22 protein-coding genes and 1 pseudogene are annotated in these 25,407 nt (G+C 61.2%); 12 read left to right on the forward strand and 11 right to left on the reverse strand.

Annotated features, from left to right (window positions below):
- Positions 1 to 152 precede the first annotated feature (152 nt).
- The 3 genes from M2401_RS01450 to M2401_RS01460 all read right to left on the reverse strand — a co-directional run bounded on the left by M2401_RS01450 (position 153) and on the right by M2401_RS01460 (position 3,979).
- Positions 153 to 1,271 carry an OpgC domain-containing protein gene (locus M2401_RS01450; protein WP_259098642.1) on the reverse strand — a complete coding sequence of 373 codons (1,119 nt, stop codon included), beginning with the start codon at positions 1,269 to 1,271 and terminating at the stop codon, positions 153 to 155.
- Between the two features lie 190 nt (positions 1,272 to 1,461).
- A complete protein-coding gene (locus M2401_RS01455) occupies positions 1,462 to 3,075 on the reverse strand; it encodes an FMN-binding glutamate synthase family protein (protein WP_259098643.1) in 1,614 nt (537 codons plus the stop codon).
- A 100-nt stretch (positions 3,076 to 3,175) separates the two neighbouring features.
- Entirely contained in the window at positions 3,176 to 3,979 is an 804-nt protein-coding gene (locus M2401_RS01460; protein WP_259098644.1) for a LuxR C-terminal-related transcriptional regulator, read from the reverse strand.
- A gap of 134 nt (positions 3,980 to 4,113) precedes the next feature.
- Here M2401_RS01460 and M2401_RS01465 point away from each other — a divergent pair, with 134 nt between their 5' ends.
- The 5 genes from M2401_RS01465 to M2401_RS01485 all read left to right on the forward strand — a co-directional run bounded on the left by M2401_RS01465 (position 4,114) and on the right by M2401_RS01485 (position 8,763).
- Complete coding sequence (locus tag M2401_RS01465; protein WP_259098646.1) at positions 4,114 to 4,932, forward strand: carbon-nitrogen hydrolase family protein; 819 nt, start codon at positions 4,114 to 4,116, stop codon at positions 4,930 to 4,932.
- 166 nt (positions 4,933 to 5,098) lie between these two features.
- Complete coding sequence (locus M2401_RS01470) at positions 5,099 to 6,424, forward strand: APC family permease (RefSeq protein WP_259098647.1); 1,326 nt, start codon at positions 5,099 to 5,101, stop codon at positions 6,422 to 6,424.
- A gap of 393 nt (positions 6,425 to 6,817) precedes the next feature.
- A complete protein-coding gene (locus M2401_RS01475) occupies positions 6,818 to 7,102 on the forward strand; it encodes a type B 50S ribosomal protein L31 (RefSeq protein WP_259098649.1) in 285 nt (94 codons plus the stop codon).
- Positions 7,103 to 7,264: 162 nt separating this feature from the next.
- Positions 7,265 to 8,356 (forward strand): D-alanine--D-alanine ligase, encoded by a 1,092-nt coding sequence (gene ddlA / locus M2401_RS01480; RefSeq protein WP_259098651.1) that lies wholly within the window; start codon positions 7,265 to 7,267, stop codon positions 8,354 to 8,356.
- Entirely contained in the window at positions 8,353 to 8,763 is a 411-nt protein-coding gene (locus M2401_RS01485) for an NUDIX domain-containing protein (protein WP_259098652.1), read from the forward strand. The genes ddlA and M2401_RS01485 overlap by 4 nt, the downstream gene beginning before the upstream one ends.
- A 193-nt stretch (positions 8,764 to 8,956) precedes the next feature.
- On the opposite strand, the gene metR is transcribed toward M2401_RS01485, so the two are convergent.
- The gene (gene metR, locus M2401_RS01490; protein WP_259098655.1) at positions 8,957 to 9,874 is read right to left on the reverse strand and encodes a transcriptional regulator MetR; all 918 of its coding nucleotides are present in this window, start codon (positions 9,872 to 9,874) and stop codon (positions 8,957 to 8,959) included.
- A gap of 204 nt (positions 9,875 to 10,078) precedes the next feature.
- Between metR and M2401_RS01495 the strand changes: the two are divergent.
- The 7 genes and pseudogenes from M2401_RS01495 to M2401_RS01525 all read left to right on the forward strand — a co-directional run.
- Positions 10,079 to 10,636: pseudogene (locus M2401_RS01495) on the forward strand (5-methyltetrahydropteroyltriglutamate--homocysteine S-methyltransferase); the annotation flags it as partial.
- A gap of 221 nt (positions 10,637 to 10,857) precedes the next feature.
- Positions 10,858 to 11,850 (forward strand): alpha/beta fold hydrolase, encoded by a 993-nt coding sequence (locus M2401_RS01500; protein WP_259098657.1) that lies wholly within the window; start codon positions 10,858 to 10,860, stop codon positions 11,848 to 11,850.
- 193 nt (positions 11,851 to 12,043) lie between these two features.
- Positions 12,044 to 12,697 carry a DsbA family oxidoreductase gene (locus tag M2401_RS01505; RefSeq protein WP_259098660.1) on the forward strand — a complete coding sequence of 218 codons (654 nt, stop codon included), beginning with the start codon at positions 12,044 to 12,046 and terminating at the stop codon, positions 12,695 to 12,697.
- Between the two features lie 171 nt (positions 12,698 to 12,868).
- Positions 12,869 to 13,582 (forward strand): GntR family transcriptional regulator, encoded by a 714-nt coding sequence (locus M2401_RS01510; RefSeq protein ID WP_259098662.1) that lies wholly within the window; start codon positions 12,869 to 12,871, stop codon positions 13,580 to 13,582.
- Positions 13,582 to 14,592 carry an ADP-ribosylglycohydrolase family protein gene (locus M2401_RS01515; protein ID WP_259098665.1) on the forward strand — a complete coding sequence of 337 codons (1,011 nt, stop codon included), beginning with the start codon at positions 13,582 to 13,584 and terminating at the stop codon, positions 14,590 to 14,592. Before M2401_RS01510 ends, M2401_RS01515 begins: the two co-directional genes overlap by 1 nt.
- A 147-nt stretch (positions 14,593 to 14,739) precedes the next feature.
- Complete coding sequence (locus tag M2401_RS01520; RefSeq protein ID WP_259098667.1) at positions 14,740 to 16,209, forward strand: cytosine permease; 1,470 nt, start codon at positions 14,740 to 14,742, stop codon at positions 16,207 to 16,209.
- Positions 16,199 to 17,128 (forward strand): PfkB family carbohydrate kinase, encoded by a 930-nt coding sequence (locus M2401_RS01525; protein WP_259098668.1) that lies wholly within the window; start codon positions 16,199 to 16,201, stop codon positions 17,126 to 17,128. Before M2401_RS01520 ends, M2401_RS01525 begins: the two co-directional genes overlap by 11 nt.
- A 25-nt stretch (positions 17,129 to 17,153) precedes the next feature.
- Here the strand turns inward: M2401_RS01525 and M2401_RS01530 are convergent, their stop codons facing one another.
- The 7 genes from M2401_RS01530 to M2401_RS01560 form a co-directional block, all read right to left on the reverse strand.
- Positions 17,154 to 17,375, reverse strand: a complete 222-nt coding sequence (locus M2401_RS01530) for a DUF6124 family protein (RefSeq protein WP_259098670.1) — start codon at positions 17,373 to 17,375, stop codon at positions 17,154 to 17,156.
- Positions 17,376 to 18,052: 677 nt separating this feature from the next.
- Positions 18,053 to 19,450, reverse strand: a complete 1,398-nt coding sequence (locus M2401_RS01535; RefSeq protein ID WP_259098671.1) for a sigma-54 dependent transcriptional regulator — start codon at positions 19,448 to 19,450, stop codon at positions 18,053 to 18,055.
- Positions 19,447 to 21,219 (reverse strand): ATP-binding protein, encoded by a 1,773-nt coding sequence (locus M2401_RS01540; RefSeq protein WP_259098673.1) that lies wholly within the window; start codon positions 21,217 to 21,219, stop codon positions 19,447 to 19,449. Before M2401_RS01540 ends, M2401_RS01535 begins: the two co-directional genes overlap by 4 nt.
- Complete coding sequence (locus M2401_RS01545; protein WP_259098675.1) at positions 21,219 to 22,343, reverse strand: GNAT family N-acetyltransferase; 1,125 nt, start codon at positions 22,341 to 22,343, stop codon at positions 21,219 to 21,221. Before M2401_RS01545 ends, M2401_RS01540 begins: the two co-directional genes overlap by 1 nt.
- Before the next feature lie 6 nt (positions 22,344 to 22,349).
- On the reverse strand, positions 22,350 to 23,231 hold the full coding sequence (locus tag M2401_RS01550) for a carboxylesterase (protein ID WP_259098676.1): 882 nt from the start codon (positions 23,229 to 23,231) through the stop codon (positions 22,350 to 22,352).
- Positions 23,228 to 24,622: an aspartate aminotransferase family protein gene (locus tag M2401_RS01555; protein WP_259098678.1), complete on the reverse strand. Its 1,395-nt coding sequence runs from the start codon at positions 24,620 to 24,622 to the stop codon at positions 23,228 to 23,230. The genes M2401_RS01550 and M2401_RS01555 overlap by 4 nt, the downstream gene beginning before the upstream one ends.
- Positions 24,615 to 25,313, reverse strand: coding sequence for an HAD-IB family phosphatase (locus M2401_RS01560; RefSeq protein WP_259098680.1), 699 nt, complete (start codon positions 25,311 to 25,313; stop codon positions 24,615 to 24,617). Before M2401_RS01560 ends, M2401_RS01555 begins: the two co-directional genes overlap by 8 nt.
- Between the last annotated feature and the right edge of the window lie 94 nt (positions 25,314 to 25,407).

A 25,407-nucleotide genomic window follows, 5' to 3' on the forward strand; every position in this document is an offset into this window, starting at 1 on the left:
ATTGTGGTTTCTTGTCTGCTATCGCAGAGCGAAAGCCTTATTTCTGTAGGACCGGCTTTAGCCGGGAGAGCATCAGCTTCAACCCCCCCCTCCCGGCTAAAGCCGGTCCTACGAAACCCATTTCCAATCAATGGATCGGGTTTGCGGGCTGATCAAACCGTCATCACCCGCGCCGGTTTGTTCAGCTGCCTGTTCCACTCCAGGCCCGCGGCCATCAGCCCCATCAGCAGCACGCCGAGCAGGGCGGTGCAGATTTGCATGGGCCAGGTATCACCGGCCAGGGCATTTGCCGCGTCGGCCAGCGTCGAGAGCAGTACGCCGAAGCAGAAGACTTCCAGGGAATAGCGGCCCATGCGGCAGGTATGGTGTGCCGGCCAGTTATTCAGCCAGCGGTGATGGTCGGGCAGCAGCCTGGCGGTGCAGTAAGCCAGGGCCAGGAAGTGCAGCAGGCGCGCCGGGGCCAGGTCGGTCTTGTAGATCAGCGGAGTCAGCCAGTGCGGCATCAGGGCGGTATGCAGATCGGGCCAGTTGACGCTGACGGTGAGGACACCGGCAGCAATTACGTAGGTCGCTGCGAGCAGGAACAGCGGCTGCTGGCGCAAGGCGCGTTTCGGCGAGGCACTCGGAGGCCGGGCGTTCAGGGCGCAAAAACCGCCGAGCACGAACAGCAGTTGCCAGGCCACCGGGTTGAAGTACCAGACGCCGCCGTTAGAGGCCGACAGATTCCAGCCGAGCAGCGGCACCATCAGGTACAGGGCCACGGAGCCGGCCACCGCCAACAGCGGCTTGCGCATCAACACTGGCAGCACCAGGGGCAAGGCCAGCAACAGCAGGATGTACAGCGGCAACGGGTCGGTCAGGTTGGGTTTGAAGCGCAGCAGCAATTCATCGGCCAGGGCCGCCTGAGGATTGCCGACGAAATACTCCAGGCCCATCTGCTGCACCATGTCCCGGGTTTCAACATGGTTGTTGGCAATGAAGACGATGCCCATCAGCAGGGTCAGCAGGAAAATATGCACCACATACAACACCCAGGTGCGGCGCAGGATGCGCATACAGGCCACCAGCCAGCCTTCGCGCTGAAGGATGCGGCCATAAGCCAGAACGGCGGCATAGCCCGCCAGGAAGACAAAGACTTCCGCCGCGTCACTGAAGCCGAAGTTACGCAGGGTCAACTGGCCCAGCGGGTTGTCGGGCACGTGATCCCAGAAAATGAAGATCAGCGCTAGACCCCGGAAGAAGTCGATGCGCGGGTCGCGTCCGTCAGTCATAACGGTAGGCTCTTGAGTCGTATTTAAAAGATAGGTCAAGCAGACCTGAGGTTCCGTGTCGCCGGTCAGGGGCTGATCGGCGGCGCGGAGGGTGGCGGGATTTGGCGATAAAAGCAAAGCGGGGGTATTACAGGATGTCTCGAAATACAGGCAGTTCGCCGTGATGGCGAACTGTCTGAATCGGCCTCAATCAATCCACATCATTGGCATCGAAACTGTCGGCACGGGCCATGCGCCACATGCGCGAATAGAAACTGTCGTCGACGATGCCGTTGAGCAGTTGCCCCGGTTGCAGGAACACGTGGGTCTGGGAGAACAGCTTGACCTCGGTGGCCGACATGCGTCGCACCAGGTGCTTGGCTTCCAGTTGTGAAGGCTGATCGAGGCCCGCAGCGGCAAGCATTTCCGCCAGGGCATGCAGGGTATTGCGGTGGAAGTTGAAGACTCGCTGGGCCTTGTCCGGAACCACCAGGGCGCGCTGGCGCAGGGTGTCCTGAGTAGCGACGCCGGTCGGGCATTTGTTGGTGTGGCAGCTCTGCGACTGGATGCAGCCGATGGCGAACATGAAGCCCCGTGCCGAGTTGGCCCAGTCGGCGCCGATGGCCAGTACGCAGGCGATATCAAACGCGCTGACGATCTTGCCACTGGCGCCGAGCTTGATCTTGTCGCGCAGGTTCAGGCCGACCAGGGTGTTGTGCACAAACAGCAGGCCTTCGCGCATGGGCGAGCCCATGTGGTCGGTGAATTCCACGGGAGCTGCGCCGGTGCCGCCTTCGGTGCCGTCGATGACGATGAAGTCCGGGAGGATTCCGGTTTCCAGCATGGCCTTGGCAATGCCCATGAACTCCCAGGGGTGGCCTAGGCAGAACTTGAAGCCCACCGGCTTGCCGCCGGACAGTTCACGCAATTGCGCGATGAAATGCATCATCTCGATGGGCGTGGAGAAGGCGCTGTGCCGTGATGGCGAGATGCAGTCTTCGCCCATGGGCACGCCGCGGGTTTCGGAGATTTCCAGGGTGACCTTGTGCTTGGGCAGGATGCCGCCATGGCCGGGCTTGGCGCCCTGGCTCAGCTTGATCTCGATCATTCGCACCTGCGGGTCCCTGGCCTGCACGCTGAAGCGTTGCGGGTCGAAGCTGCCGTCGGCATTGCGGCAACCGAAGTAGCCGCTGCCCAGTTCCCAGGTCAGGTCGCCGCCGTTTTCGCGGTGATAGGAGCTGATGCTGCCTTCGCCGGTGTCGTGGGCGAAGTTGCCCAGCTTGGCGCCCTGGTTCAGCGCGCGAATGGCGTTGGCGCTGAGGGAGCCGAAACTCATGGCCGAGATATTGAAGATCGACGCCGAATACGGCTGGCTGCACTGCGGGCCGCCGACGGTGACGCGGAACGAATTAGGGTCGCTCAACGGCGCCGGGCGCATGGAGTGGCCGATGAATTCGAAGCCGGTCTGGTAGACGTCGATCAGGGTGCCGAAAGGCTTGTCCGCCGATTCGTTCTTGGCCCGGGAGTAGACCAACGAACGCTGGGCGCGAGAGAAGGGCAGGGCGTCGCTGTCGGACTCCAGCAGGTACTGGCGGATCTCCGGGCGAATGGCTTCGACGGCGTAGCGGATATTGCCCAGGATCGGGTAATTGCGTCGCACCGAGTGGGGCGATTGCAGCAGGTCGAACAGGCCGACCAGGCTAAGTACGGCGGTGATCAGGGTGAACGGCCAGAGCCATTCGTGCTGCCAGAATGGCAGGCTTAACAGGGTGAACAGCACGCAACCAACGAACACGGCGTAACGACTGAGTAAAGACAAGCTCATACGGAATCCTGAGGGCTAATGGCGGTTGGTAGTCAAAGGGTCTGGCGATCTGTGCCGCATCTACCCAGGGTTTCTTATGGGAGTAACGCCTTGAGTCATTTCAAGCGTTTTGCGCCTGAAGGAAAATCGAAAACAGTTCGGATTGAGATTTGATCCCCAGTTTGCTGTACATGTGTTTCTTGTGCACGCGTACGGTTTCCACCGAAATATCCAGTTTGCGGGCGATCTCCTTGCCCGAGCAGCCGCTGAGCATCAGGCGCCCGACGTCCAGTTCCCGAGCGGTCAGTTGCGCGCCCTTGAGTTGCTGCACCGAAGTTTCCAGGCGGCTGCGCCAGTCCTGATCCTGAGTGGCAGGTTCCACCGATACAGGATGATCGTTCAATTCGAAGGGCAGGCGCTGGCGCAACAATGCCACCACCCACGGCTGGATCAACGATAGCAGGGCAATGTGCTCGGCGCTGAAACGCTGGGTCGAGCCCAGCGACAGGCACAAGGTCCGCTCACCCGGCAGTTGGCAATTGAACTGGATTTCGTCGGCCACCACATTGAGGCGAAAGTAGCGCTGGTAATACTCGGTGAGTTCGAAATGCTCCGGCGCGACTTCGGCCAGGCGCAGCAGGCCGGTCTGCGGGTGCTCGCGGCTGGCGATGTAGAAGGGGTCGAGCAGGTACAGGCCTTTGAGGTAGTCCTGAAACAACTGGTCGGGGCTGCCGTCTTCGGCAGGGCATTCGGCGAACACCTGGGGGCGCTCACGGGCGCTGAATTGCAGGGCGACCCAGCTATCGAACGGCACGTACTGGCCGAGCAGGCGGACCAGCTGCGCCCAGAAATTGGGCCGGTCCAGTGCTTCGATCAATTGCGCGACAGCACGGTGCCAGGCGACGTCCTGTAGTGAAATGCTCATTCATACCCCTTTAGGGTTACCGCAGCTGCGTAATACCCCGTAACACTTGCTGATGCGCATACTGCCTGCCGAGCCGATGATCAGGCCAGCATTTATTGTGCCGGACCGGCTCCTGTTCCGAACAAGGAGAACCCATGAAGGTCGAACTCGCCCAACTTGCGGGCCAGGACAATGGCACTGCCCATAACCTGAAGAGCGCACTGGCTGCGATTACCGCCTCTGCCAGCGACACGCAACTGATTGTCTTCCCGGAAACCCACCTGATGGGCTTCCCGTCCGCCGACACCGTCGCGCAGATTGCCGAACCCCTCGACGGCCCGACCGTACAAGCGGTGCAACAGGCTGCCCGGGCCAGGAAGATCGCAGTCGTGGTTGGCGTGGCGGAAAACGATAACGGCACGTTCTACAACACCACGCTGCTGATCGACGCCGAGGGCGAGATTGCCCTGCGCTATCGCAAGACTCACCTGTGGGCGTCGGACCGTGGCGTGTTCAGTGCCGGTGATCGCTTTGTCACGGCGCAGTGGAACGGCCTGCGCGTCGGCGTGCTGATCTGCTACGACATCGAATTCCCTGAATCGGCCCGGGCCCTGGCACAACTGGGCGCCGAGCTGATCATCGTCACCAACGGCAATATGGACCCCTACGGCCCGACTCATCGCACCGCGATCATGGCCCGCGCCCAGGAAAATCAGGCATTCGCCCTGATGGTCAACCGGGTGGGCGAAGGCGACGGCCAATTGGTATTCGCCGGTGGCAGCGCCCTGGTCGATCCGTTCGGCACGCTGCTGCATGAAGCCGGGCGCGAGCCCTGCCAGTTCAGCGTCGAGCTGGACCTGGCCCAACTGGCCGCAGCCCGTCGTGACTACCGTTATTTGGACGACCAGCGCCTGCGTCTGGCCGGCGAAGTCGTCGAGCACGCCGATGGCCGACGCGAGTTGTTGATGCCCTGAAGTTTCACCCCCGACAAGTCGAGGCGCCCGACTCAGATGTTTGCCATCAAGAGCGAACCCGGAGCGCCCTGAGCGGTTTTGCCACGTACAGCGTGGCAGTGTTTCACCGCATGGTTATGCCGAACTTTTCTCTGCCATAAAACCTATAAATCCGGAGTAGTCGCACATGGCTCATTTGAAACGGACCCTTTCACTAGGGTCGGTGGTGCTGTTTGGCATCGCCTACATGACACCCATCATTGTTCTCGGGACATTCGGCATCCTCGCCCAGTCCACCGCTGGCATGGTGCCTGCGGCGTATCTGGCGGCGCTGGTCGCGATGTTCTTCACCGCGTTGAGTTACGGACACATGGCCTCGGCCTTCCCGGTAGCGGGTTCGGCCTACAGCTATGTGCGCAAGGCCATCAGCCCCAAGCTGGGCTTCGTCGCCGGTTGGGCGGTGCTGCTCGACTACCTGTTCCTGCCCATGGCCATCTGGCTGATCGGCGCGGCTTACCTGGGTTCGGCGTTCCCCTCGGTTCCGCAACCAGTGTGGGTCCTGGCCTTTATTGTCATCACCAGCGTGATCAATATCGTCGGCCTGAAACTGGCCAACACCATTAACGCACTGCTGATGATCGTGCAGTTCCTCGTGTTGATCGCCTTCGTGGCACTGTGCATTCATTACATCGGCGGTGACGTCAGCAAGCCGCTGTGGACCCTGGCGCCTTTCGTCAGCGGCGACATGCAGATGCCGATGATCATGAGCGGCGCGGCGATTGCCTGCTATTCGTTCCTTGGCTTCGATGCCGTCAGCACCCTGACCGAAGAAACCCGCGATCCGCGCAAAACCATTCCCAGGGCGATCATGCTGATCACCCTGATCGGTGGCCTGATTTTCGTCGGCGTGTCGTACTTTGTGCAGCTGGCCCATCCGTCGTTCGTGTTCGAGAACGTCGACTCAGCCGCCTATGAAATCGCCCGCAATATCGGCGGCGATGTGTTCGTCAGCATCTTCCTCATCGGCCTGATCGTCGGCCAGTTCGCCTCGGGGCTGTCGGCCCAGGCCAGCGGCTCGCGCCTGCTCTATGCCATGGGCCGTGATGGCGTGCTGCCGAAGAGCTTCTTCGCCGGTTTGAGCGAGCGTTTCGGTACGCCGGTCAACAGCATCCTGCTCTGCGCCGTGGTCGCCTTGCTGGCCCTGAAGCTGGACGTCACTACCTCGACCTCCTTCATCAACTTTGGCGCTTTCCTGGCCTTTAGCCTCGTCAACCTGTCGGTGATCTTCCACTACTGGATAGGCGGCGAGAAACGCGGCCTGCGCGAGTTGGTGCTGTTCCTGGTATTCCCGCTGATCGGCCTGATTGCCGACCTGTGGCTGATGATCAGCCTCGACAAGCTGGCGATCATCCTCGGCCTGAGCTGGCTGGCGGTGGGCGTGGTCTACCTGGCCTGGCTGACTGGCGGTTTCAGCCGCCAACCGCCGGAAATGGATTTTCAGGAAGCGACGTGATTCGTTTCTGAATTGAAATGAGAGTCACATTGTGGGAGCTGGCTGGCGATGGCGGTGGGCAGACAGCGGGTGTGTTATCTGACCTGACGCCATCGCCAGCCTGCGCTCGAAGACTGTTGGAGCGAGGCTAGCCCGCGAAGGCCTCGACCGACTGAATCACAGAGACTGTGTGGGAGCGAATTCATTCGCGAAGGCGGTGTTCCAGGCGATGAAGATGCGTCGAATGTACCGGCCTCTTCGCGAATGAATTCGCTCCCACAAGATGGATCTCCCACGGAGCGTCAGGTGTGATCAAGCTCGCAAATGCACTGAATCAATGAGATTGATTGTCATCGGGATACATTGAAGTGTAATGTTATAACTATCGAAATTACACAAAGCCCCGGAGGCACCATGAAAGCTGATATCCATCCCGCGTACCGTACCGTGCTGTTCCATGACACCGCCGCCGATGTGTTTTTCCTGATCGGTTCGACGGTCGACACGGACCGCACCCATGCCCACACCGATGGCACGACCTATCCTTACGTCGCCCTCGATGTGTCCAGCGCTTCCCACCCGATGTACACCGGGCAGCAGCGCAAGACCACCACTGAAGGCCGTATCGCCGGCTTCAACAAGCGCTTCGCCACCTTTGGCTCCGGCGGCGCGAAAAAAGACAGCCCGGCCGCTGAATGATGCGGTGCAGACGCCACGCTGTGAACGAACCCCGGTCCGTTCGCAGCGTGGTTTTTTTTTGCCTGTTTTTCCTGGTCATTTCGACAATTGGCGGCGTCTGCCACTGGACTAACCGGGCAAATTGCTTTTGACTCTGCGACCTGAAAAACAGGAGTGGTCGCTTTGAAAAAGTCAGTCGCCATCGTCTTCGGTGGGCAATCTTGCGAGCATGAAGTGTCGTTGCAATCGGCACGCAACGTCATCAATGCGATTGATCGCAACCTGTACGAATTAACCCTGATCGGCATCGACAAGGGCGGCCGCTGGCTGCGTTTCGAGGAAGCCGATTACCTGGTCAACCCCACCGACCCTGCGAAGATTCGCCTGAGCACCTCCGGGCGCCTGCTGGCGTTATTGCCGGGCAGTCATGGCGGGCAGTTTGTCGAGGTCGAGTCTGCCCATGAGCTACCGCGCATTGACGTGGTGTTCCCGCTGATTCACGGCGCGTTCGGCGAAGATGGCTCGATTCAGGGCCTGTTGCGTTTGCTCGCCATTCCCTTTGTCGGCCCTGATGTATTGGGCTCGGCGGCCTGCATGGACAAGGACGTGACCAAGCGCCTGCTGCGCGATGCCGGGATTGCCGTGGCACCTTTTGAAGTGGTGCGTCGCGGTCAGGTGCCGGTATTCGCCACCCTGGCCGAGCGCCTGGGCCTGCCGCTGTTCGTCAAACCGGCGAGCCAGGGTTCTTCCGTGGGCGTGAGCAAGGTCAGTGACGAGGCCGGTTTCAACGCAGCCCTGGCCCTGGCGTTTGAGTTCGATCACAAGGTGCTGATCGAGCAGGGCATCGTCGGTCGTGAAGTGGAATGCGCGGTGCTGGGCAACCACCAGGCCGAAGTCAGCGTGTGCGGTGAAGTCATCGCCAACGATGAGTTCTACGCCTACGACACCAAGTACCTCAACGACGGTCAGGCGCGTATCGCCATTCCGGCGCAACTGGCGCCACAGGTGAGTGAGCAGGTTCGTGAAGTGGCCTTGCACGCCTACCGAATCCTTGAGTGCGCAGGGTTGGCGCGGGTGGATTTCTTCGTCACCGACGCTGCTGCGATCATCATCAACGAGGTCAACACCATCCCCGGTTTCACCTCGATCAGCATGTATCCCAAGTTGTGGCAGGCGACAGGCCTGAGCTATCCGGCGTTGATTGAGCGCTTGATCAACCTGGCCCTGGAGCGCGCCCAAGAAGCCCGGCAATTGAAGACGGAAATTTTCCTGTGAAGCGGATCAACATCGCTGCGGCCCTGTTGATCGGCCCGGACCAGCGCACGCTGCTGGTGCGCAAGCGCGGCACCCAGGCGTTCATGCAGCCCGGCGGCAAGATCGACGCAGGCGAGACCGCCGAACGGGCGCTGGTCCGCGAACTGGAAGAAGAACTGGGTTTGCGCATCGACCCGCAACAGGCGCTGTTCCTCGGTGAATTCAGCGCCCCGGCGGCCAATGAGCCGGGGTTTGAAGTGCGTTGTCAGTTGTTCGAAGTACGCACCGATGCCCCGGTATTGCCTGCGGCGGAGATCGAGGAAGTGATCTGGGTCGGGCCTGATCAGGCGCTGCAGCAGGTACTGGCGCCGTTGACGGCGGATTTGATTTTGCCGTTGTATCGCCAGCGGTTGGCTGCTGACGCCTGACCTTGGCGTGAGCGGGCGGTACACCCAACTCACTGTGAAAATGTCGTCTGTGGGAGCGAATTCATTCGCGAAGTCTTTATATCAGGCGCTACAAATGCATCGATCGCACTGGCCTCTTCGCGAATGAATTCGCTCCCACAGGGTTCGCATCCAACAGAATTCAGACCGGCAAATTTATGCCGGCAGGCCACTGTTATCTCACCGCACTCACCCCATCCAGGGTCGAGAACGAGGTGTCCTTGGCCGTCAGCAGGAAGTCGCGCATGTACGGTGCATCGAGCATATCGGTGCGGATCGCCGCATAAAGCGTGGCAAACAGGCCCTTTTCGCCCAGGCGTTTACCTTTCACATAGCCGCGTGAACTGTACTCATGCAGCGCCCAGTGCGGCATGCCGCAGACGCCGCGGCCGCTGGCCACCAGTTGCATCATCATCACCGTCAGTTCCGAGGTACGCACGTTGGCCGGTTCGATATCGGCCGGCTCCAGGAAGCGCGTGAAGATATCCAGACGGTCCCGCTCCACCGGGTAGGTGATCAGGGTTTCGCTGCTCAGGTCCTGAGGCACGATATAGGGCTTGCTGGCCAGTGGATGCTGATTGGCCACCGCCAGCATGGCTTCGTAGGTGAACAGCGGCACGTAGCTGATGCCCGGCAGTTCCAGCGGGTCGGAGGTCACCACCAGATCCAGGTCGCCACGGGCCAGGGCCGGCAGGGGAGCGAAAGCGAAGCCCGAAGCCAGGTCCAGCTCGACTTCCGGCCAGGCATCGCGGAACTGGTCGATGGTCGGCATCAGCCACTGGAAGCAGCTGTGGCATTCGATCGCCATATGCAGGCGCCCAGCCACGCCACCGGCCAAGCGGGCGATATCCCGTTCGGCGCCGCGCAATTGCGGCAGCATCACATCGGCCAATTGCAGCAGGCGCAGCCCGGCACTGGTGAAGCGCACCGGCTTGGTCTTGCGCACGAACAACTGCATGCCCAGGCGCTCTTCCAGCTCTTTGAACTGATGGGACAGAGCTGATTGCGTCAGGTGCAGGCGCTCGGCGGCTTCCACGAGACTGTCGGCTTCACGCAGGGCGTGCAGGGTCTTGAGGTGACGAATTTCCAGCACCGTCGGCGCTCCATGAAAAATATTGAAGATCAACACGAATACAATGAGTTTGTCTCATGTGTGTCCGACTGTCGATAATTGCGCCATCTTTTACCGGGAGTTTTCATCATGACCTTGGCCCTCACGCCTGCCACTTCCCAGACTGGCGCCAACCCGCAATCTGCAGCCAATTGGGGCGATGCGTTCGCCTGGGCCGGGCAGCCTCCTGAGTTCTGCCGCGAACAACCTTTCGCCCTCGACTGGCAACAACCGCTGTTCGACGAAGTCGGCCAGGCTCTGGCGCTTGGGCAGACAATCCGCCCGGCGATCATCGGCCCGCTGACTTATTTGTGGTTGGGCAAGGTCAAGGAAGAAGGCTTCGACAAGCTCGAGCTGCTGGAGCAACTGCTGCCGCTGTACGGTGAAGTCCTCGGTCGCCTCGCTGCTGAAGGCCTGGAGTGGGTGCAGATCGACGAGCCGATCCTCGCTCTGGAGCTGGCGCAAGAATGGAAAAACGCCTTCGAGCGGGCGTATCACATCCTGCAATATTCGCCCCTGCAAAAGCTGCTGGCTGTGACCGGTGGCGGCCTGACCGACAACCTCGGTGTGACGGTAACCCTGCCGGTGGCCGGGCTGCATATCGATCTGGTCAGCGCCCCGCAGACTTTGCCTGCGGTGCTGGATCGCCTGCCGACCTATAAGGTGCTGTCGTTCGCGGGGCCCTGTGAGCTGGCGTTGTTGCAGCGGGCTCAGGAGCGCTTTGGCGATAATCTGTGGCTGGCGTCTGACAAAGCCTGATCTTCGACCTCACGCGTACCCGGATCTGTAGGACCGGCTTTAGCCGGAAGGATGCTCTCGCGGCTAAAGCTCCTACGGGTGACACGCCGGTTGATTGGCTACCGCTGATCCCGCTTCATCAAACTGTCACGCAACTGTGGCAGCGCGCCAGGCAAAACATCATCAAACTCGCTTCCTACTGGGGATTTTGTTTTTTGGTGTAATCCATGCGTGTACTTATTTTCCTGGCCGCACTTTTGTGCGGCCTGCCGTCTTTTGCGGCCGCTCGATGCGATGTCAACGTTCCAACCCAAGTTGCCAACCTCACAGATGTGCACATTGCTTATCAAAGCATTGGTCGCGCCACGGACCCGACGTTGCTGCTGGTCATGGGCCTGGGCGGGCAACTGATCCATTGGCCGGATGAAGTGGTGGTCGCCCTGTGCCAGCAGGGTTTTCGGGTGATTCGCTATGACAACCGCGATGTTGGCCTGAGCACTTGGGTGCAGCCCCCGGCCAGTGCCAACCTGACCTTTGAAGTGCTGCGCTTCAAGCTCGGCCTGCCGGTGGATGCGCCGTATTCCCTGACTGATATGGCCGAAGACGCCCTGGGCCTGATGGACAGCCTGAACATCGAGCAATTTCATGTGCTCGGTGCCAGCATGGGCGGCATGATCGCCCAGCACCTGGCCGACCTGGCGCCCAAGCGCGTCGAGAGCCTGACCCTGATCATGACCAGTTCCGGCGCCGCCGGCCTGCCGATGCCGAGCCCGGCGTTGCTGCAACTGTTGGCCCGGCGGGGCGCGCCGAGCCGTGAGGCGGCCATTGAGCAGCAGGCGGATCTGCTCGCGGCCCTGGGCAGCCCGGAGGTGAAGGATGATCGTCAGGTGCTGTTGCATCAGGCGGCGATTTCCTACGATCGCGCCTTTAACCCGGAAGGCGTCAAGCGCCAGATCATGGCGATTCTCGCCGAGCCCAGCCGTGTTGCGCTGCTGGATCGCCTGCGCGTCCCGGCCCTGGTGGTGCATGGCACGGCTGATCCGTTGCTGCCGGTCATGCACGGCATTCATGTCGCCGCCCACCTGCAAGGCAGCCAGTTGAAGCTGATTCCGGGCCTGGCCCATCGCTTTCAGGAGGCGTTCAAGGCGCCATTACTGGCCGCTGTACTGCCTTATTTGCGCGCTCAACATAACGACGGAAGGCCCATGGCGCAGTTGTAATGGCGTATTCTGGACCTCTACTGATATGAGAGCAGGATGAGGCGCAACCCTGTGGGAGCGAATTCATTCGCGAAGAGGCCGGTACACTCACCCCCTCACCTTTGGCCTGAATACCGCTTTCGCGAATGAATTCGCTCCCACAAGAGAGTCCTGTCTCAATGTCTATGCTTTTTCTACATGAGTGAGGGTCGCCATGAGCACTCCCCTGAAAATCGATTTTGTCTCCGATGTGTCCTGCCCCTGGTGTGTGATCGGCCTGCGTGCGTTGAACCAGGCCCTTGAGCAACTGGGCGATGAAGTGCAGGCCGAGATCCATTTCCAGCCCTTCGAACTCAACCCGAACATGCCCGCCGAAGGCCAGGACCTGGCCGAGCACATTTTCGAAAAATACGGCTCGACCCCGGAGCAGTCCAAGGCCAATCGCGAACACATCCGTGATCGCGGCGCCGAACTGGGCTTCACCTTCAAGGACGGCGACAAGCGTATCTACAACACCTTCGATGCCCATCGTCTGTTGCATTGGGCTGAGACTCAGGGCAAGCAAAAAGCATTGAAAGAGGCGCTGTTTGCGGCTTACTTCAGCGAACACGCCGACCCCTCCAGCCATCGCCTGTTGGCCGATGTCGCCCAGAAAGTCGGCCTGGACCGGGTGCGTGCCGAGGCCATTCTCGCCTCTGACGAATACACCCTCGAAGTACGTACCGCTGAGCAGCTGTGGATCGCCCGCGGCATAAATTCGGTGCCGACCATTGTCTTCAACGACCAGTACGCGGTGTCCGGCGGGCAGCCGGTGGACGTATTTGTCGGGGCTATCCGGCAGATTCTGAGTGAGCAAGCGAAAGCCTGATGCCTCACACGGACCTGTAGGAGCTGCCGAAGGCTGCGAAAGCAGTGTGTCAGGCAAATCCATTCGCAGCCTTCGGCAGCTCCTACAGGATCCCATTTCAAGTCAGGCAATTTGAACGCGCCCTAAAAAAATCCCTTGCTCCAATGAACAGCTTGGGTTATCAATTTGTACATGATTAGACATGTTCGATTTGATAAGAAACAGCGCGTGGTGGATGAACTGGCACGGCGCATCGAAACTGGCCAATTGGAGTCCGGCAATCTGCTGCCCGGTGAACATCAGTTGGCTCTGGAATTCGATGTAAGCCGTGGCACGTTGCGTGAAGCCCTGTCCGAACTGAAACGGCGCAATTACATCGCCACCCAATCGGGTGTCGGTTCGATCGTGACCTATGACGGTATCAGCCTCGATCAACGTAGCGGCTGGGCTCAGGCCCTGGCCGACAGCGGGGCGCGGATCAGTACCGAGATCCTGCGTCTGGTTGCGGTCGAACGCCCGGACATGGCCAGCCGCTTCGGCACCAGCCGATTCGTCGCCCTCGACCGCCGCCGTACCGCCGCTGATGGCGTGGTGGTTTCCCTTGAACGTGCATTGATCCCGGCCATTGCCGGGCTCGAGAATCTGCCCGCCAGCGGGCTGATCGACAATTCCCTGACCATCACTCTGGCCGCCCACGGTTTTATCGGTGATCGCGGCGATCAATGGATCGGCGCCGAACCTTTGACCATTGACGATGCGCTGTTGTTGGGACGCGAGCCGGGCACGGTGTTTCTCAAGGCCTTGCGCACCACCTATGACCGTCAGGAACGCTTCATGGAACATGTGGAAAGTCTCCTCGACCCGCTGCACTTCCGCCTGCACCTGGCGTTTGGGAGTGTTTGCTGATGTCCGTCGATATTCGTGATCGCGCCCTCGCGGCGTTTTATGGCCTGGCCCTGGGTGATGCTCTGGGCATGCCGACGCAATCCCTCAGCCGTGCGCAGATCAAGCAGCGGTTTGGCGCCATCACCACGCTGATGGCCGCCGATGCCGATCAGCCGATTGCACCGAACATGCCCGCAGGCTCCATTACTGACGATACCGAACAGGCGATTCTGGTCGGCGAACAGTTGATTGCCGGTCAGGGCCAGATCGCTCCTGCGGCACTGGCCCAGAGCCTGATCGACTGGGAGGCGGTGATGCAGGCCAAGGGCTCCCAGGATCTGCTCGGGCCGTCGACCAAACGCGCCATCGAGATGATCCTGGCCGGGCACAGCCCCGAGGAAGCCGGGCGCTTCGGCACCACCAACGGTGCGGCCATGCGCATTACGCCCGTGGGTATTGCGGCCGATATCGCCGACCCGGCGCGGTTTATCGCGGCGGTGGTGCAGGCCTGCCAGGTCACCCATAACACCAACCTGGGGATTTCCAGCGCGGCGGCGGTGGCGGCCGTGGTCTCGGCGGGGATCAATGGCGTTGGCATTGAGCAGGCTCTGGACATGGGCATTCACGCCGCCCAGGCCGGTGCCGAACACGGTTACTGGATCGCGGGCGGGCAGATCGGCGCGCGTATTCAGTGGGCGCGCAGTCTGTGTGCTGACTGTACGCCGACGGCGTTGCCGGAGTTGATCTACGAGGTCATCGGCACTTCAGTGGCGTCCCAGGAATCGGTGGTCGCGGCGTTCGCTCTGGCCAGTCAGGTCGCGGCAGGTCGTCTGGCGGCCTTCGATGCGCTGTGCATGGCCGCAAGCCTGGGTGGCGATACCGACACCATCGCGGCGATTCTCGGCGCCATGCTCGGTGCCTGCATGGGGCTGGCCGTCTGGCCGACCAGCCTGCTGATACAGATTCGCAAGGTCAACACGCTGGAGCTGGAGCCTCTGGTCGAAGGGTTGCTCACGCTGCGCTCACGCTGAGCGTCTTCATGGCAAGAACGCTGTCGCCGCACTCCAAAAGTTCGGCGCGAGGCGTCCGGCTGCCTCCGCGGCCACCCATGACAGGGACGTAGAAACAGGATTCCGCACTGCCCACAACCAAAACAATTGGCATCAGGAGCCTTTGTCATGAGTTCATCCCATTCGCTTCAAAGCGCAGGACAACTGGAAACACGCGGCATTGAGCCGGTTCCGGAAAACGAGTGCAACGGTCATCCGCTGCAACTGTTCTGGGTCTGGTTTGCTGCCAATATCAGCATTCTCGGTTTGCCGTTGGGCGCCACGCTGGTGGCCTTTCGCGGGCTGTCGATCTGGCAGGCGATCATCGTTGCCATCCTCGGCGCGGCAGGCTCGTTTGCCGTGGTCGGGGTGATTTCCATCGCCGGCCGCCGTGGCCGCGCACCGAGCCTGACCCTGTCCCGGGCGATCTTCGGTGTACGCGGCAATATTGGCCCGACCATCGTCTCGCTGATGTCGCGCCTGGGCTGGGAGACGGTCAACACCACCACGGCCGCCTTCGTGTTGCTGTCGCTGTGCTCGATCCTGTTCCATACCCCGGTTGAAGCCAAGAGCGCACCGGGCCTGACCCTGGTGTTCATCGCCATCTTCGTATTACTGACCCTCACCGTCTCGGGCCTGGGCCATGCGACGCTGTTGGTCATCCAGAAATGGGCGACCTATATTTTCGGCGCATTGAACGTGATTGTCGGCGGCTTCCTCATCGCCCATATCGACTGGACAGCCGTATTCAATGCCGCCCCGGCACCGCTGAGCGCCATGATCATCGGCGTCGGCACCATGGCCGCAGGCACCGGTATCGGCTGGGCCAACGCCGGGGCCGACATGTCGCGCTACCAGCACCGCAGCGTCAAGGCCACACGCCTGGTGGCGTCGGCGGCGTTCGGTGCGGGCATTCCGCTGATTCTGCTGATCACTCTCGGTGGCTTGCTGTCGGTGGGCAACAACGACCTGGCCTCGGCCACCGATCCGATCATCGCCATTCGCGAATTGCTGCCGACCTGGATGGCCGTGCCGTACCTGATCACCGCTTTTGGTGGCCTGCTGTTGTCGAACAACCTGTCGGTGTACTCGGCCGGCCTGACCACTCTGACCCTTGGGCTGAAGATCAAGCGCGTGCACGCGGTGATCGTCGATATCGTGGCGATCTTCGCCGGTTCGATTTACTTCATGCTGATCGCCGACAGCTTCTACGGTCCGTTCATTACCTTTATCTCGATGCTGGCTGTGCCGATCACCGCCTGGGTCGGGATCTTCGTGGTGGACCTGATTCATCGCCATTACTACTCGCCCAAAGACCTGATGAACGTCTCGCCCGGCAGCGCCTATTGGTACAAGGGCGGCGTCGAATGGCGCGCGCTGGGTGCCTGGGCCCTGGCGATCGTCTTGGGTTTCAGCTTCACTACCGTCGCTACCACCGCCGACAATGTGCTGTTTCGCGGGATCCTGTCCGACTCCTGGTTGGGCCATAACGGCCTGGGCTGGATCGTGACCTTCCTGGTGGCCGGTGGGGTTTATGCCATGCTCGGCGGCGCTCGCGATCGCCGGGCGTTTGCCGAAGAGATTCAACATGCCCGCTAGATTGCTGCATACCGGCCAGGTCGTGGTTGACCTGGTCATGGACCTGGACCACCTGCCCAACTCGGGCGGCGACGTGTTGGCCAGCTCGGCACGTTTCGAAGTCGGTGGCGGTTTCAACGTGATGGCCGCTGCGGCGCGCAATGGCATGCCGGTGGTCTACCTGGGCCGCCATGGCACGGGGCGTTTTGGCGACCTGGCGCGTCAGGCGCTGAGTGCCGAAGGCATCGAAGTCACCGCCGCCATTGATACCGGGCAGGACACCGGCTTGTCCGTGGCGCTGATCGAACCGTCCGCCGAGCGTTCGTTCATTTCCTATGTCGGCGCCGAAGGCGGGCTGTCCCTGGCGGATCTGCAGGGCGTCACGGTGCAGGCCGAGGACTACGTGTACGTCAGTGGCTACAGCCTGTTGCATGAAGGTAAGGTCGACAGCCTGTTGCAGTGGCTCAAAGCATTGCCCGAAGGCACCTGTGTGGCGTTCGATCCGGGGCCGCTGGTCAACTCACCGGACAGCGCGCAGATTCGCGCGCTGCTGCCTTTGATCAGCCTGTGGAGCAGCAACCGTGAAGAAGCGTTGCGCTTCAGCGGTTGTGCCGATATCGCCACGGCGCTGGACCGCCTGAGTGCCTGGTTGCCGGAAAGTGCATTGATTGTGCTGCGCGATGGCCCGCAAGGCTGCTGGTTGCGGCAAGGAGGCCAGACCCGCCAGGTTAGCGGTTTTCCGGTGACGGCGGTGGACACCAATGGCGCGGGCGATGCCCATGCCGGTGTGCTGCTGGCGAGCCTGGCGGCCGGTTGCTCCGCTGAACAAGCCGCCTTGCGCGCCAACGCTGCCGCAGCGATTGCCGTGACCCGACGCGGGCCTGCGACGGCACCGGGGAGTGATGAGGTGTTGGCGTTGGTGACGGTGACGGTGACCTGAATCCATTTCAATTCGAGCGCGGGTATTACGGCGCCGTCAGCGAATGATCAACCATCGCAGCAATCCCTTCGATCTGGTGCAGGATGCTGAACATCTTTTGCCGGGCAGTGCCGTCGAGGCTTTCGCCGAATTCATCGGCGGCGATCTGCACGCAACGCAACATGTCGGAAGCGTGGTTCAGGGCTTGTTCCTGAGTCAGCGAAGGGTGGGCAATGAGGCGGGGTGGATCGGGGATGATTTTGTCCATGTGTATAAATCCGAGTTGGCTTCAGAAAGCCGACACCTCATCGCTACCAACGATTGGGTGGCGGCCGTACGCAGGTTGGTAGAACCGGTACTCGGCACCCGGCTCGCCCGAAGGCGACATGCGCACGGCCACCAAAACAGAGCCGTGAACACCGGCCTGCAAAGGGTGACGCCTCGCGTCGAGTAACCCAGATCTACCAAATCTGATCGCTGATTTTGCAGCGACCGCGCAAGGGTAGAGACCTGGATTCATCGAAACAAGGGCTCGGGATTTTCTAGGAAATTTCACTCAAGAGAAAGAGAGGCGTCTTGCTATCGGTGGTGAAAATGACAGCAAAAATGCGCTCAGCACCCGAACTTAAATGAGATTGCTCAGTAAACACCGGGCAAGGTGGGAGCGAATTTATTCGCTCTGATCAAACAATGCGCAACACACTGAATCACAAAGACTCTGTGGGAGCGAATTCATTCGCGAAAGCGGTGTTCCAGGTGATGAAGATGCATCGAATGTACCGGCCTCTTCGCGAATGAATTCGCTCCCACAAGATTTGCCCCCTGCGCCCCGGTTAATGTCTGCTGCGCGACAGCGCGGCTTCGTAGACGGGGCGGGCTCTCCCACACAAACTACATTACAAATCAATGGATTGTGTTGTCTTTGATAAGACCGGTGCTCGTTTTTCAGCGCGCAATCTTGTCCACATGTATCTCCAGCTTCTTCAATCGATACCACAGGCTGCGTTCGGAGATGCCGATCAGTTGTGCGGCGGCGGCCTGGACGCCATTGGTTTCTTGCAGGGCGGCGAGGATGTAGGCTTTTTCCACTTCTGCCAGGGCCGCTTCGAGGTCCTTGGGGATGCCGGGGCCGTCGCTGAGGATCGCGGCGGCGCTGTTGCTGACCGGCCGGGCGCCGAACAGGTAGCCCGGCAAATCCTGTTCTTCGATGGTATGGCTGGCAGCGACGATGGTGGCTCGTTCGACGCAGTTCTGCAGCTCGCGGATATTGCCCGGCCAGGGGTAGCTGGTCATGGTCAGCAGGGCGTCGGCGCTGAAGCCGGTGATGCGTTTACCCGCCGTGGCGCCGAGGATATGGGCGAAATGCCGGGCCAGGGGGGCGATGTCTTCGACCCGCTCGCGCAGGGCGGGCAGGGGGATCGGGAAGACGTTGAGGCGGTAGTACAAATCCTCGCGGAATTCCTTTTTCGCAACGGCTTCGAGCAGGTCCTTGTTGGTCGCGGCAATCACCCGCACATCGACCTTGCGCTCGCGTGGGTCGCCTACCGGCTCGATCACCCGTTCCTGCAGGGCGCGCAGAATCTTGGCCTGCAAGGCCAGGGGCATGTCGCCGACCTCATCGAGAAACAGCGTGCCCTTGTCCGCTTGCTGGAAGCGCCCGATGCGGTCGGCCACGGCGCCGGTAAAGGCGCCCTTGCGATGGCCGAACATTTCGCTTTCCAGCAGGCCTTCGGGGATGGCCGCACAGTTCACCGCAACGAAGGGTTTGTCGGCGCGGTTGCCATACTTGTGGATGGCCCGGGCGACCATTTCCTTGCCGGTGCCACTTTCGCCGGTGAGCAGGATGGTGGCGCTGCTTTCTCGTACCGAATCCACCGCCTGCAAAACGCGGCGAAAGGCCGGGCTTTCGCCGACCAGGCTTTCGATCTGTTGATGCTCGTCGAGTTCGGCGCGCAGGCGCTGGTTGTCGCGCAGGATGTCGCGAAACTGCAGGGCCTTGCTGACGGTGATGTCCAGTTCGTCGATATCGAAGGGCTTGCTGATGTAGTCGAAGGCGCCGTTGCGCATCGACTGCACGGCGTTTTTCACCGTGCTGTAGGCGGTCATCACAATCACCGGCAAGTGCGGGAAGCGTACTTTGATTTCCGCCAGCAATTGCGGGCCGTCCATGCCGGGCATGCGCCAGTCGCTGATAACCAGATCGATCTCTTCGCGCTCCAATACGGTCAGCGCGTGCAGGCCGTTGCCTGCGGTGAACACCTGGATGCCGTTCTGGCTCAGGGCCGAGGCCAGCAGGTCGCAGAGCTTGGGCTCGTCGTCCACCACCAGCACGTTATGACTCATGAGGGCTTTCCTTCATCGCTGTGTTCATGGCTGGGCAGGTACAGGTTGAACGTCGCCCCGGCGCCGGGTTCGCTGACGCATTCGATGCGCCCGCCGTGGTTTTCCATGATCGAGTAGACCTTGGCCAGGCCCAGGCCGGTGCCTGAAGCCTTGGTAGTGACAAAAGGCGTGAAGATGCGTTCCAGCATATCGGCTTCTATGCCCTGACCGGTATCGATGACGCTGATCAGCGTGTAAGACCCTTCGCTGCTGATGCTCAGCGTCAGATGCCCGCCGCCGGGCATCGCGTCGATGGCGTTGAGCACCAGGTTCAGGCAGGCCTGGGTCAACTGGCGGCCATCGACGTAGATCATCGCGTTGCGATCCTGTTCGACGATGCTGGCCTCGACATGATGGGTTTCCAGCTCAGGCGCGCAGAAACCCAGCAGATCTTCGAGTAGCGGGCGGGCCAGTTGTGTCGAGCGAATGGGCGCACTGGGGCGGGCGAAGTCGAGGAAGTCGGTGATCAGGTCATTGATCCGGGTGACTTCGCTGATCACGTATTCCAGATGGCGCATATCGGTTTCCGGCAGGGCAGCGCGGCGGTGCAACAGTTGCGTGGCGGTCTTGATGATGCCCAGCGGGTTGCGGATCTCGTGGGCCAAGCCCATGGCCACTTCGCCCAGGGTGTGCAGGCGGTCGCGGCGGCGCAACTGGGATTCGAGATGTTGCAGCTCGCGCAGGCGTTCGGTCATGTGGTTGAAGGTCACGCTCAGTTCGGCCAGTTCGTCGCTGCCGATGACTTCCACTTGCTGGTGGTAGTCGCCTGCGGTAACGGCGCGCACGCCAGCCGAGAGACCGCGCAGGGGCAGGGTCAGGCGCCGGGAAATCAGCCAGCCGACACTCAGGGACAAGGCCGAACCGACCAGCAGGATCAGCAGGAACAGGTTGGTCTGGTTGACCAGCCCGACCAGGCTCGAATGGCGCAACAGGCCGCTGAACACCACGCCCTGCATCTCGCCGCTGTCATTGAATATCGGCGAATACAGGCCGCTGTAGCGCGAGGTGGACTGTTCGCTGGCGGCCTTGGTGTCGCGCAGGATCTGCTCGATCTTGTGCGGCACCAGGGCCGGGTGATCCTCGAAACGCTGGGTCGAGAACACTTCGCCGAAACCGACCTTGTTGCTCAGGTACAGGCGCAGGTCCAGAGAGTGCACGTCGGCCACGCTGGTGAGAAAGCTGTCGTCCAGGTAAGTGGTGATCAGCAGCTCGTAATCGACGCCATCCTCACTGGTGTGGAAAGTGGAGACCACGGCACCGACCTGGGTGCCGCCGTTCTGCAGGGTCTGCAGCACGGCATTGGGCGCCAGGCTGATCTGCGCGACCACATCGTCGGGCGCTGTGGAATAGATCACTTTGTGATCACTGGTGCGGATCAGTGCGACCACGTCGATGCCCATGGCGTCGGCGGTGTCGGCGATCATCCGGTCGTGCTTGCTGCCCATGTGCACCACCGGGTGGGTGTAGGTCAGGAACAGCTGCGCGACCCGGGCGTTGTCGCGCAGGATCTCGCTGATCTCATCTTCGACGATGCGCGTCGACTCCTGCAGCCAGATACGCACGTTGCTTTCGAAAATCTGCGACAGGGTGGTCGCCGCCAGTTCTGCGGCGATCATGGTCGGAATGACGCTGACCAGCCAGAACGCCAGGACCAGCTTGCGTTGCACGCTCCAGCGCGACAGGGAGAAAAATGTTTCGTTGGTCCGGGTCTGATTCTCAATCTGAGTCATCAATGTTCGCTTATTGCCGCCGCCATGGCGGGATCGTGTCGGTCGGGGCGGATGATCAGTTTGACCAGCTTGAGCAGGTTGTTGAGCAGCCAGTTGCGATGACGGAAGAACAGCATATTGCCCTCAAATCGGCAACCGTAACGGATCTTGTTGGCGTAACCGGCCTGGCCGGCTTCGTAAACGGGAATGCGATGCTGGATACAGTAGTCGACATTGGCCAGCCAACTGCGGGCGTACAGATTATGTCCGCGGGTGTGCAGCGGGTCATGGGCGAAGAACTTGTCGATCAGACGCCGTTCGTCCAGCAACATCAGGTTGAAGGCCACCAGTTGTTCATCGACCCAGTACAGCACACAGACCGCTCGCTCTTCGAGCTGTTGCAGGATGCCGGTGAAATAGTCTGGCCCCAGGCGCTCGAATTGCAGGTCGCTGCGGGCCAGGGTGGCTTCGTACAGGCGCATGATGTCCGCCAGCACGTCGTCGATGTTGTGTCGCCACTCGATACGCGGCGCCGGCCCGCGCAGGATCCGGCGCAGGTCCTTGCGCGTGGATTTGCCCAGGGAGCCAAGGTACGCCTCGATGGAGCCGAACTGCACCGGCAAGGATGAACTGGGCAGGCTGGGCATCGATTGCAGCCCGGCGTCACGGCAGGTCTGTACCCAGTGCTCGTCGGCAATGGGCGCATCCTTGACCGCCAGCAAGCCGATGCCAAAGCTGTCGGCGTCACGGCGCGCCAGTCGCAGCAGTTCGCTGAGCAGATGCCGACGCTGATGCGCAGGCACGCTGCTGGCAGTACCGGCATTACATTGCTCGGCCACGGGTGAACCGATGCAGTACAGCGACACCTGCAAGGCGCCGGGCCACAGGTTCTGGAGCTTTTCGGTCAGGCGCTTGCCCGCGCCCTGCATGGTGGTGTCGAGGCTGTAGTGGGTGATAAAGGCCGGGGCCACCGCGAGCAGTAACGGTCCTTCAAACAGCGCCAGGTAGCGCCAGCGAAACTCGGCAATACCGGCTTTTTCCACTGCCAGGTAGTAATCCCAGTCTTCCAGGGAGCCAGGGAAGCAATCGTTCCAGTGTTCCCGGTCGATGTCCTGGATGCTGGCGAATGTTTGCGCAGTGATCATGGGAGGTCAGGCCAGTTGCTGCAGTTCATGGAAGGGTGCGGCATGGGGTTCGCGACGGGTGGCAGCGGTGCGGGTCTCGATGAAACTGGCGCTCAGGGCCACTACTTCGCGGTACTGCAAATCGACCGTGATCATGTGATAGCAGTTATCCAGCAGCACCTTGACCACCGGGCCGCCAATGCGCCGTTCGATGTAGTCAGCGTTCCAGCGGCTGGTGATGTCGTCTTCACTGGAGTGCAGCACCAGGGTCGGCGTGGTGATCGTCGGCATGCGTCGCTTGACCACCGCAATCAGCCGATGCAGTTCGCGCACGCTGACCCCGGACATGGTCAACAGCCCGGCATTGCTGCTTTCGCCGTCTTTCATCTGCCGTTCGACAATGGCCCGCAGGCGCGGGTTCTTGATGCCGTAGGGCGGTTTTTCGTTGAAGCGGCAGATATGCACGCCAAACGGAATCGCCATGAAAATATTGGTGAACTTGGCGGCGAACGGCATGTTCCAGCCGTCGTAGCGCAGGGTGGTGGAATACAGCAGCAGCCCGGCGATCTGCCCCGGATGCTCGGCCGCCATGTGCATGGACATCACCGCGCCCATGGACAGCCCGCCAACGAACACCTGCTCGTGACGCGCACGGATACCGACGAAAGCGCGGCGGGCGCTTTCGTACCAATCGGTCCAGACCGTGCGTTGCAGGTCGTCGTTGTTGCCGCAGTGCCCGGCCAGGGTTGGCACGTATACCGTGCCACCCCGGTCTGCCAGGCCCTGGGCCACCCGACGCAACTCCGTCGGGGTGCCCGTAAGGCCGTGGATCAACAGCACCGCGACGCGACCATCGCCTAGCACGAAACCGGCATCGCCTTCGCCCATGTCGATCGCGGCCGCGTTCATCGTTTCATGGCCCGGTGCAGCAGGCGGTCGAGCAGGGCCAGGCCCAGGTCGATTTCGGCGTAGCTGATTTCCAGCGACGGTGCCAGGGTGATGACGTTCTTGTAGTAGCCGCCCACGTCGAGGATCAGGCCCAGGCGCTTGCCGTCGATTTCGATGTCGCCCTTCATGCCTTCGTCGACCATGAAGTCCAGGGTCGCCTTGTCCGGGGTGAAGCCGTCCGGACCACAGATCTCGCAGCGCAGGGCCAGGCCCAGGCCGTCGACGTCGCCGATGATCGGGTAGCGTTTCTGCAGGTCCTGCAGGCCGGCCAGGAAGTATTTGCCCTTCTCCATGACCATCGCGCCGTAGTCGATCTCGGAAGTCATCTTGAACATTTCCAGGCCCACGGCAGTGCCCAGCGGGTTGGACGCGAAGGTGGAGTGGGTCGAGCCTGGCGGGAATATCTTCGGATTGATCAGCTCTTCACGCGCCCAGATGCCGCCCAGCGGGTTGAGGCCGTTGGTCAGCGCCTTGCCGAACACGATCACGTCGGGTTTGACGTCGAAGTGTTCGATGGACCACAGCTTGCCGGTGCGATAGAAGCCCATCTGGATTTCATCGACCACCATCAGGATGCCGTGCTGGTCGAGGACCTGCTTGAGCTCGCTGTAGAAGTTCATCGGCGGAATCACATAGCCGCCGGTGCCCTGGATCGGCTCGACGTAGAAGGCGGCGTATTCGCTCTGGCCGACTTTCGGGTCCCACACGCCGTTGTATTCAGTCTCGAACAGCCGGGCGAACTGCTTGACGCAGTAGCTGCCGTATTCTTCCTTGGTCATGCCTTTCGGGCCGCGGAAGTGGTAGGGGAACGGGATGAATTGCGCGCGCTCGCCGAAATGGCCGTAGCGGCGACGGTAGCGGTAGCTGGAAGTGATCGACGAAGCACCGAGGGTGCGGCCGTGGTAGCCGCCTTCGAAGGCGAACATCAGGCTCTTGCCGTTGCTGGCGTTACGCACGACTTTCAGCGAGTCCTCGATGGACTGGGAACCGCCGACGTTGAAGTGCACGCGACCGTCGAGGCCGAACTTCTTCTTGGCATCCACCGCGATGTGTTCCGACAGCTCGATCTTGCCTTTGTGCAGGTACTGGCTGGCAATCTGCGGCAGGGTGTCGATCTGTTGTTTCAGGGCATTGTTCAGGCGCGGGTTGGCGTAGCCGAAGTTGACGGCCGAGTACCACATTTGCAGGTCGAGGTAGGCCTGGTCGCTGGTGTCATAGACATACGAGCCTTCGCAACGGCTGAAGATGCGCGGCGGGTCGATGTAGTGGACGGTGTCGCCGAAGGAGCAGTACTTGGCTTCTTTTTCCAGAAGAATCTGGTCTTCGGGGGTCGCGATGCGGATATCAGACATGGTGGAAGAGTTCCTGCTGTTCAAGAGGGAGACGAGTGACCGCTGGGGTGATGCTCTGCGGCAACAGGGCCAGCAGCGCGGGTAGTTCGGCGAAGGCGTCGAAGCGGGCGTGGGGGATGCCATTGCGCTCGCAATAATCGGCCAGGCTGTTCTTGGCGAAGACAAAGTCGGCGGTGGAGGCCACGCACATGTCCGACTTGCCGTCACCGATCACCAGCACGCGCTTGCCCTGCGGGGTGGACTTGCATTTGCAGTTGCCCGAGGCTGCGCGGCAGGCGTCGCTGGCGTAGGGGAAGACGATGCGCCAGCTGTCCTGATCGACCTGGCGCAGGCCGTTGGCGATGATCGGCAGCAGCGGGCAGTCGTTGCGCGAAAGGATGCGCGCGATGCCTTGCTCGAGGCCGTCGCTGACGATATCCAGGGTCGCGCCTCGGCCCATGACCAGATCGACGAAGGCTGAGAACGCCGGGTCGATTTCCACGCTGTCGAAGTGTTCGAGCAATTGCGCCGGGTATGCCTTGACCAGCGCCAATTGGCGGCTGAGACATTCACGGGAGCCGATCTGGCCGGACAACCATTCTTCTTCGATAGCTTCCCAGCTCGGATCAGCGAACCTTTCAAGGATGCTGTCGATCACGTCGGTCCGGGTGATGGTACCGTCGAAATCACACACGATATGCCAGTGCATCATCTGCATTTGCCTATGTTGATTAAGGCGCTCATTGCGCTGTCGGAAGGGGTAGAGCAGGGACTGTGCCAAAGGGCTGAAAGCCAGCAGGGCGGGG

This window comes from Pseudomonas sp. JUb42, from assembly GCF_024807945.1.
Taxonomy (GTDB): domain Bacteria; phylum Pseudomonadota; class Gammaproteobacteria; order Pseudomonadales; family Pseudomonadaceae; genus Aquipseudomonas.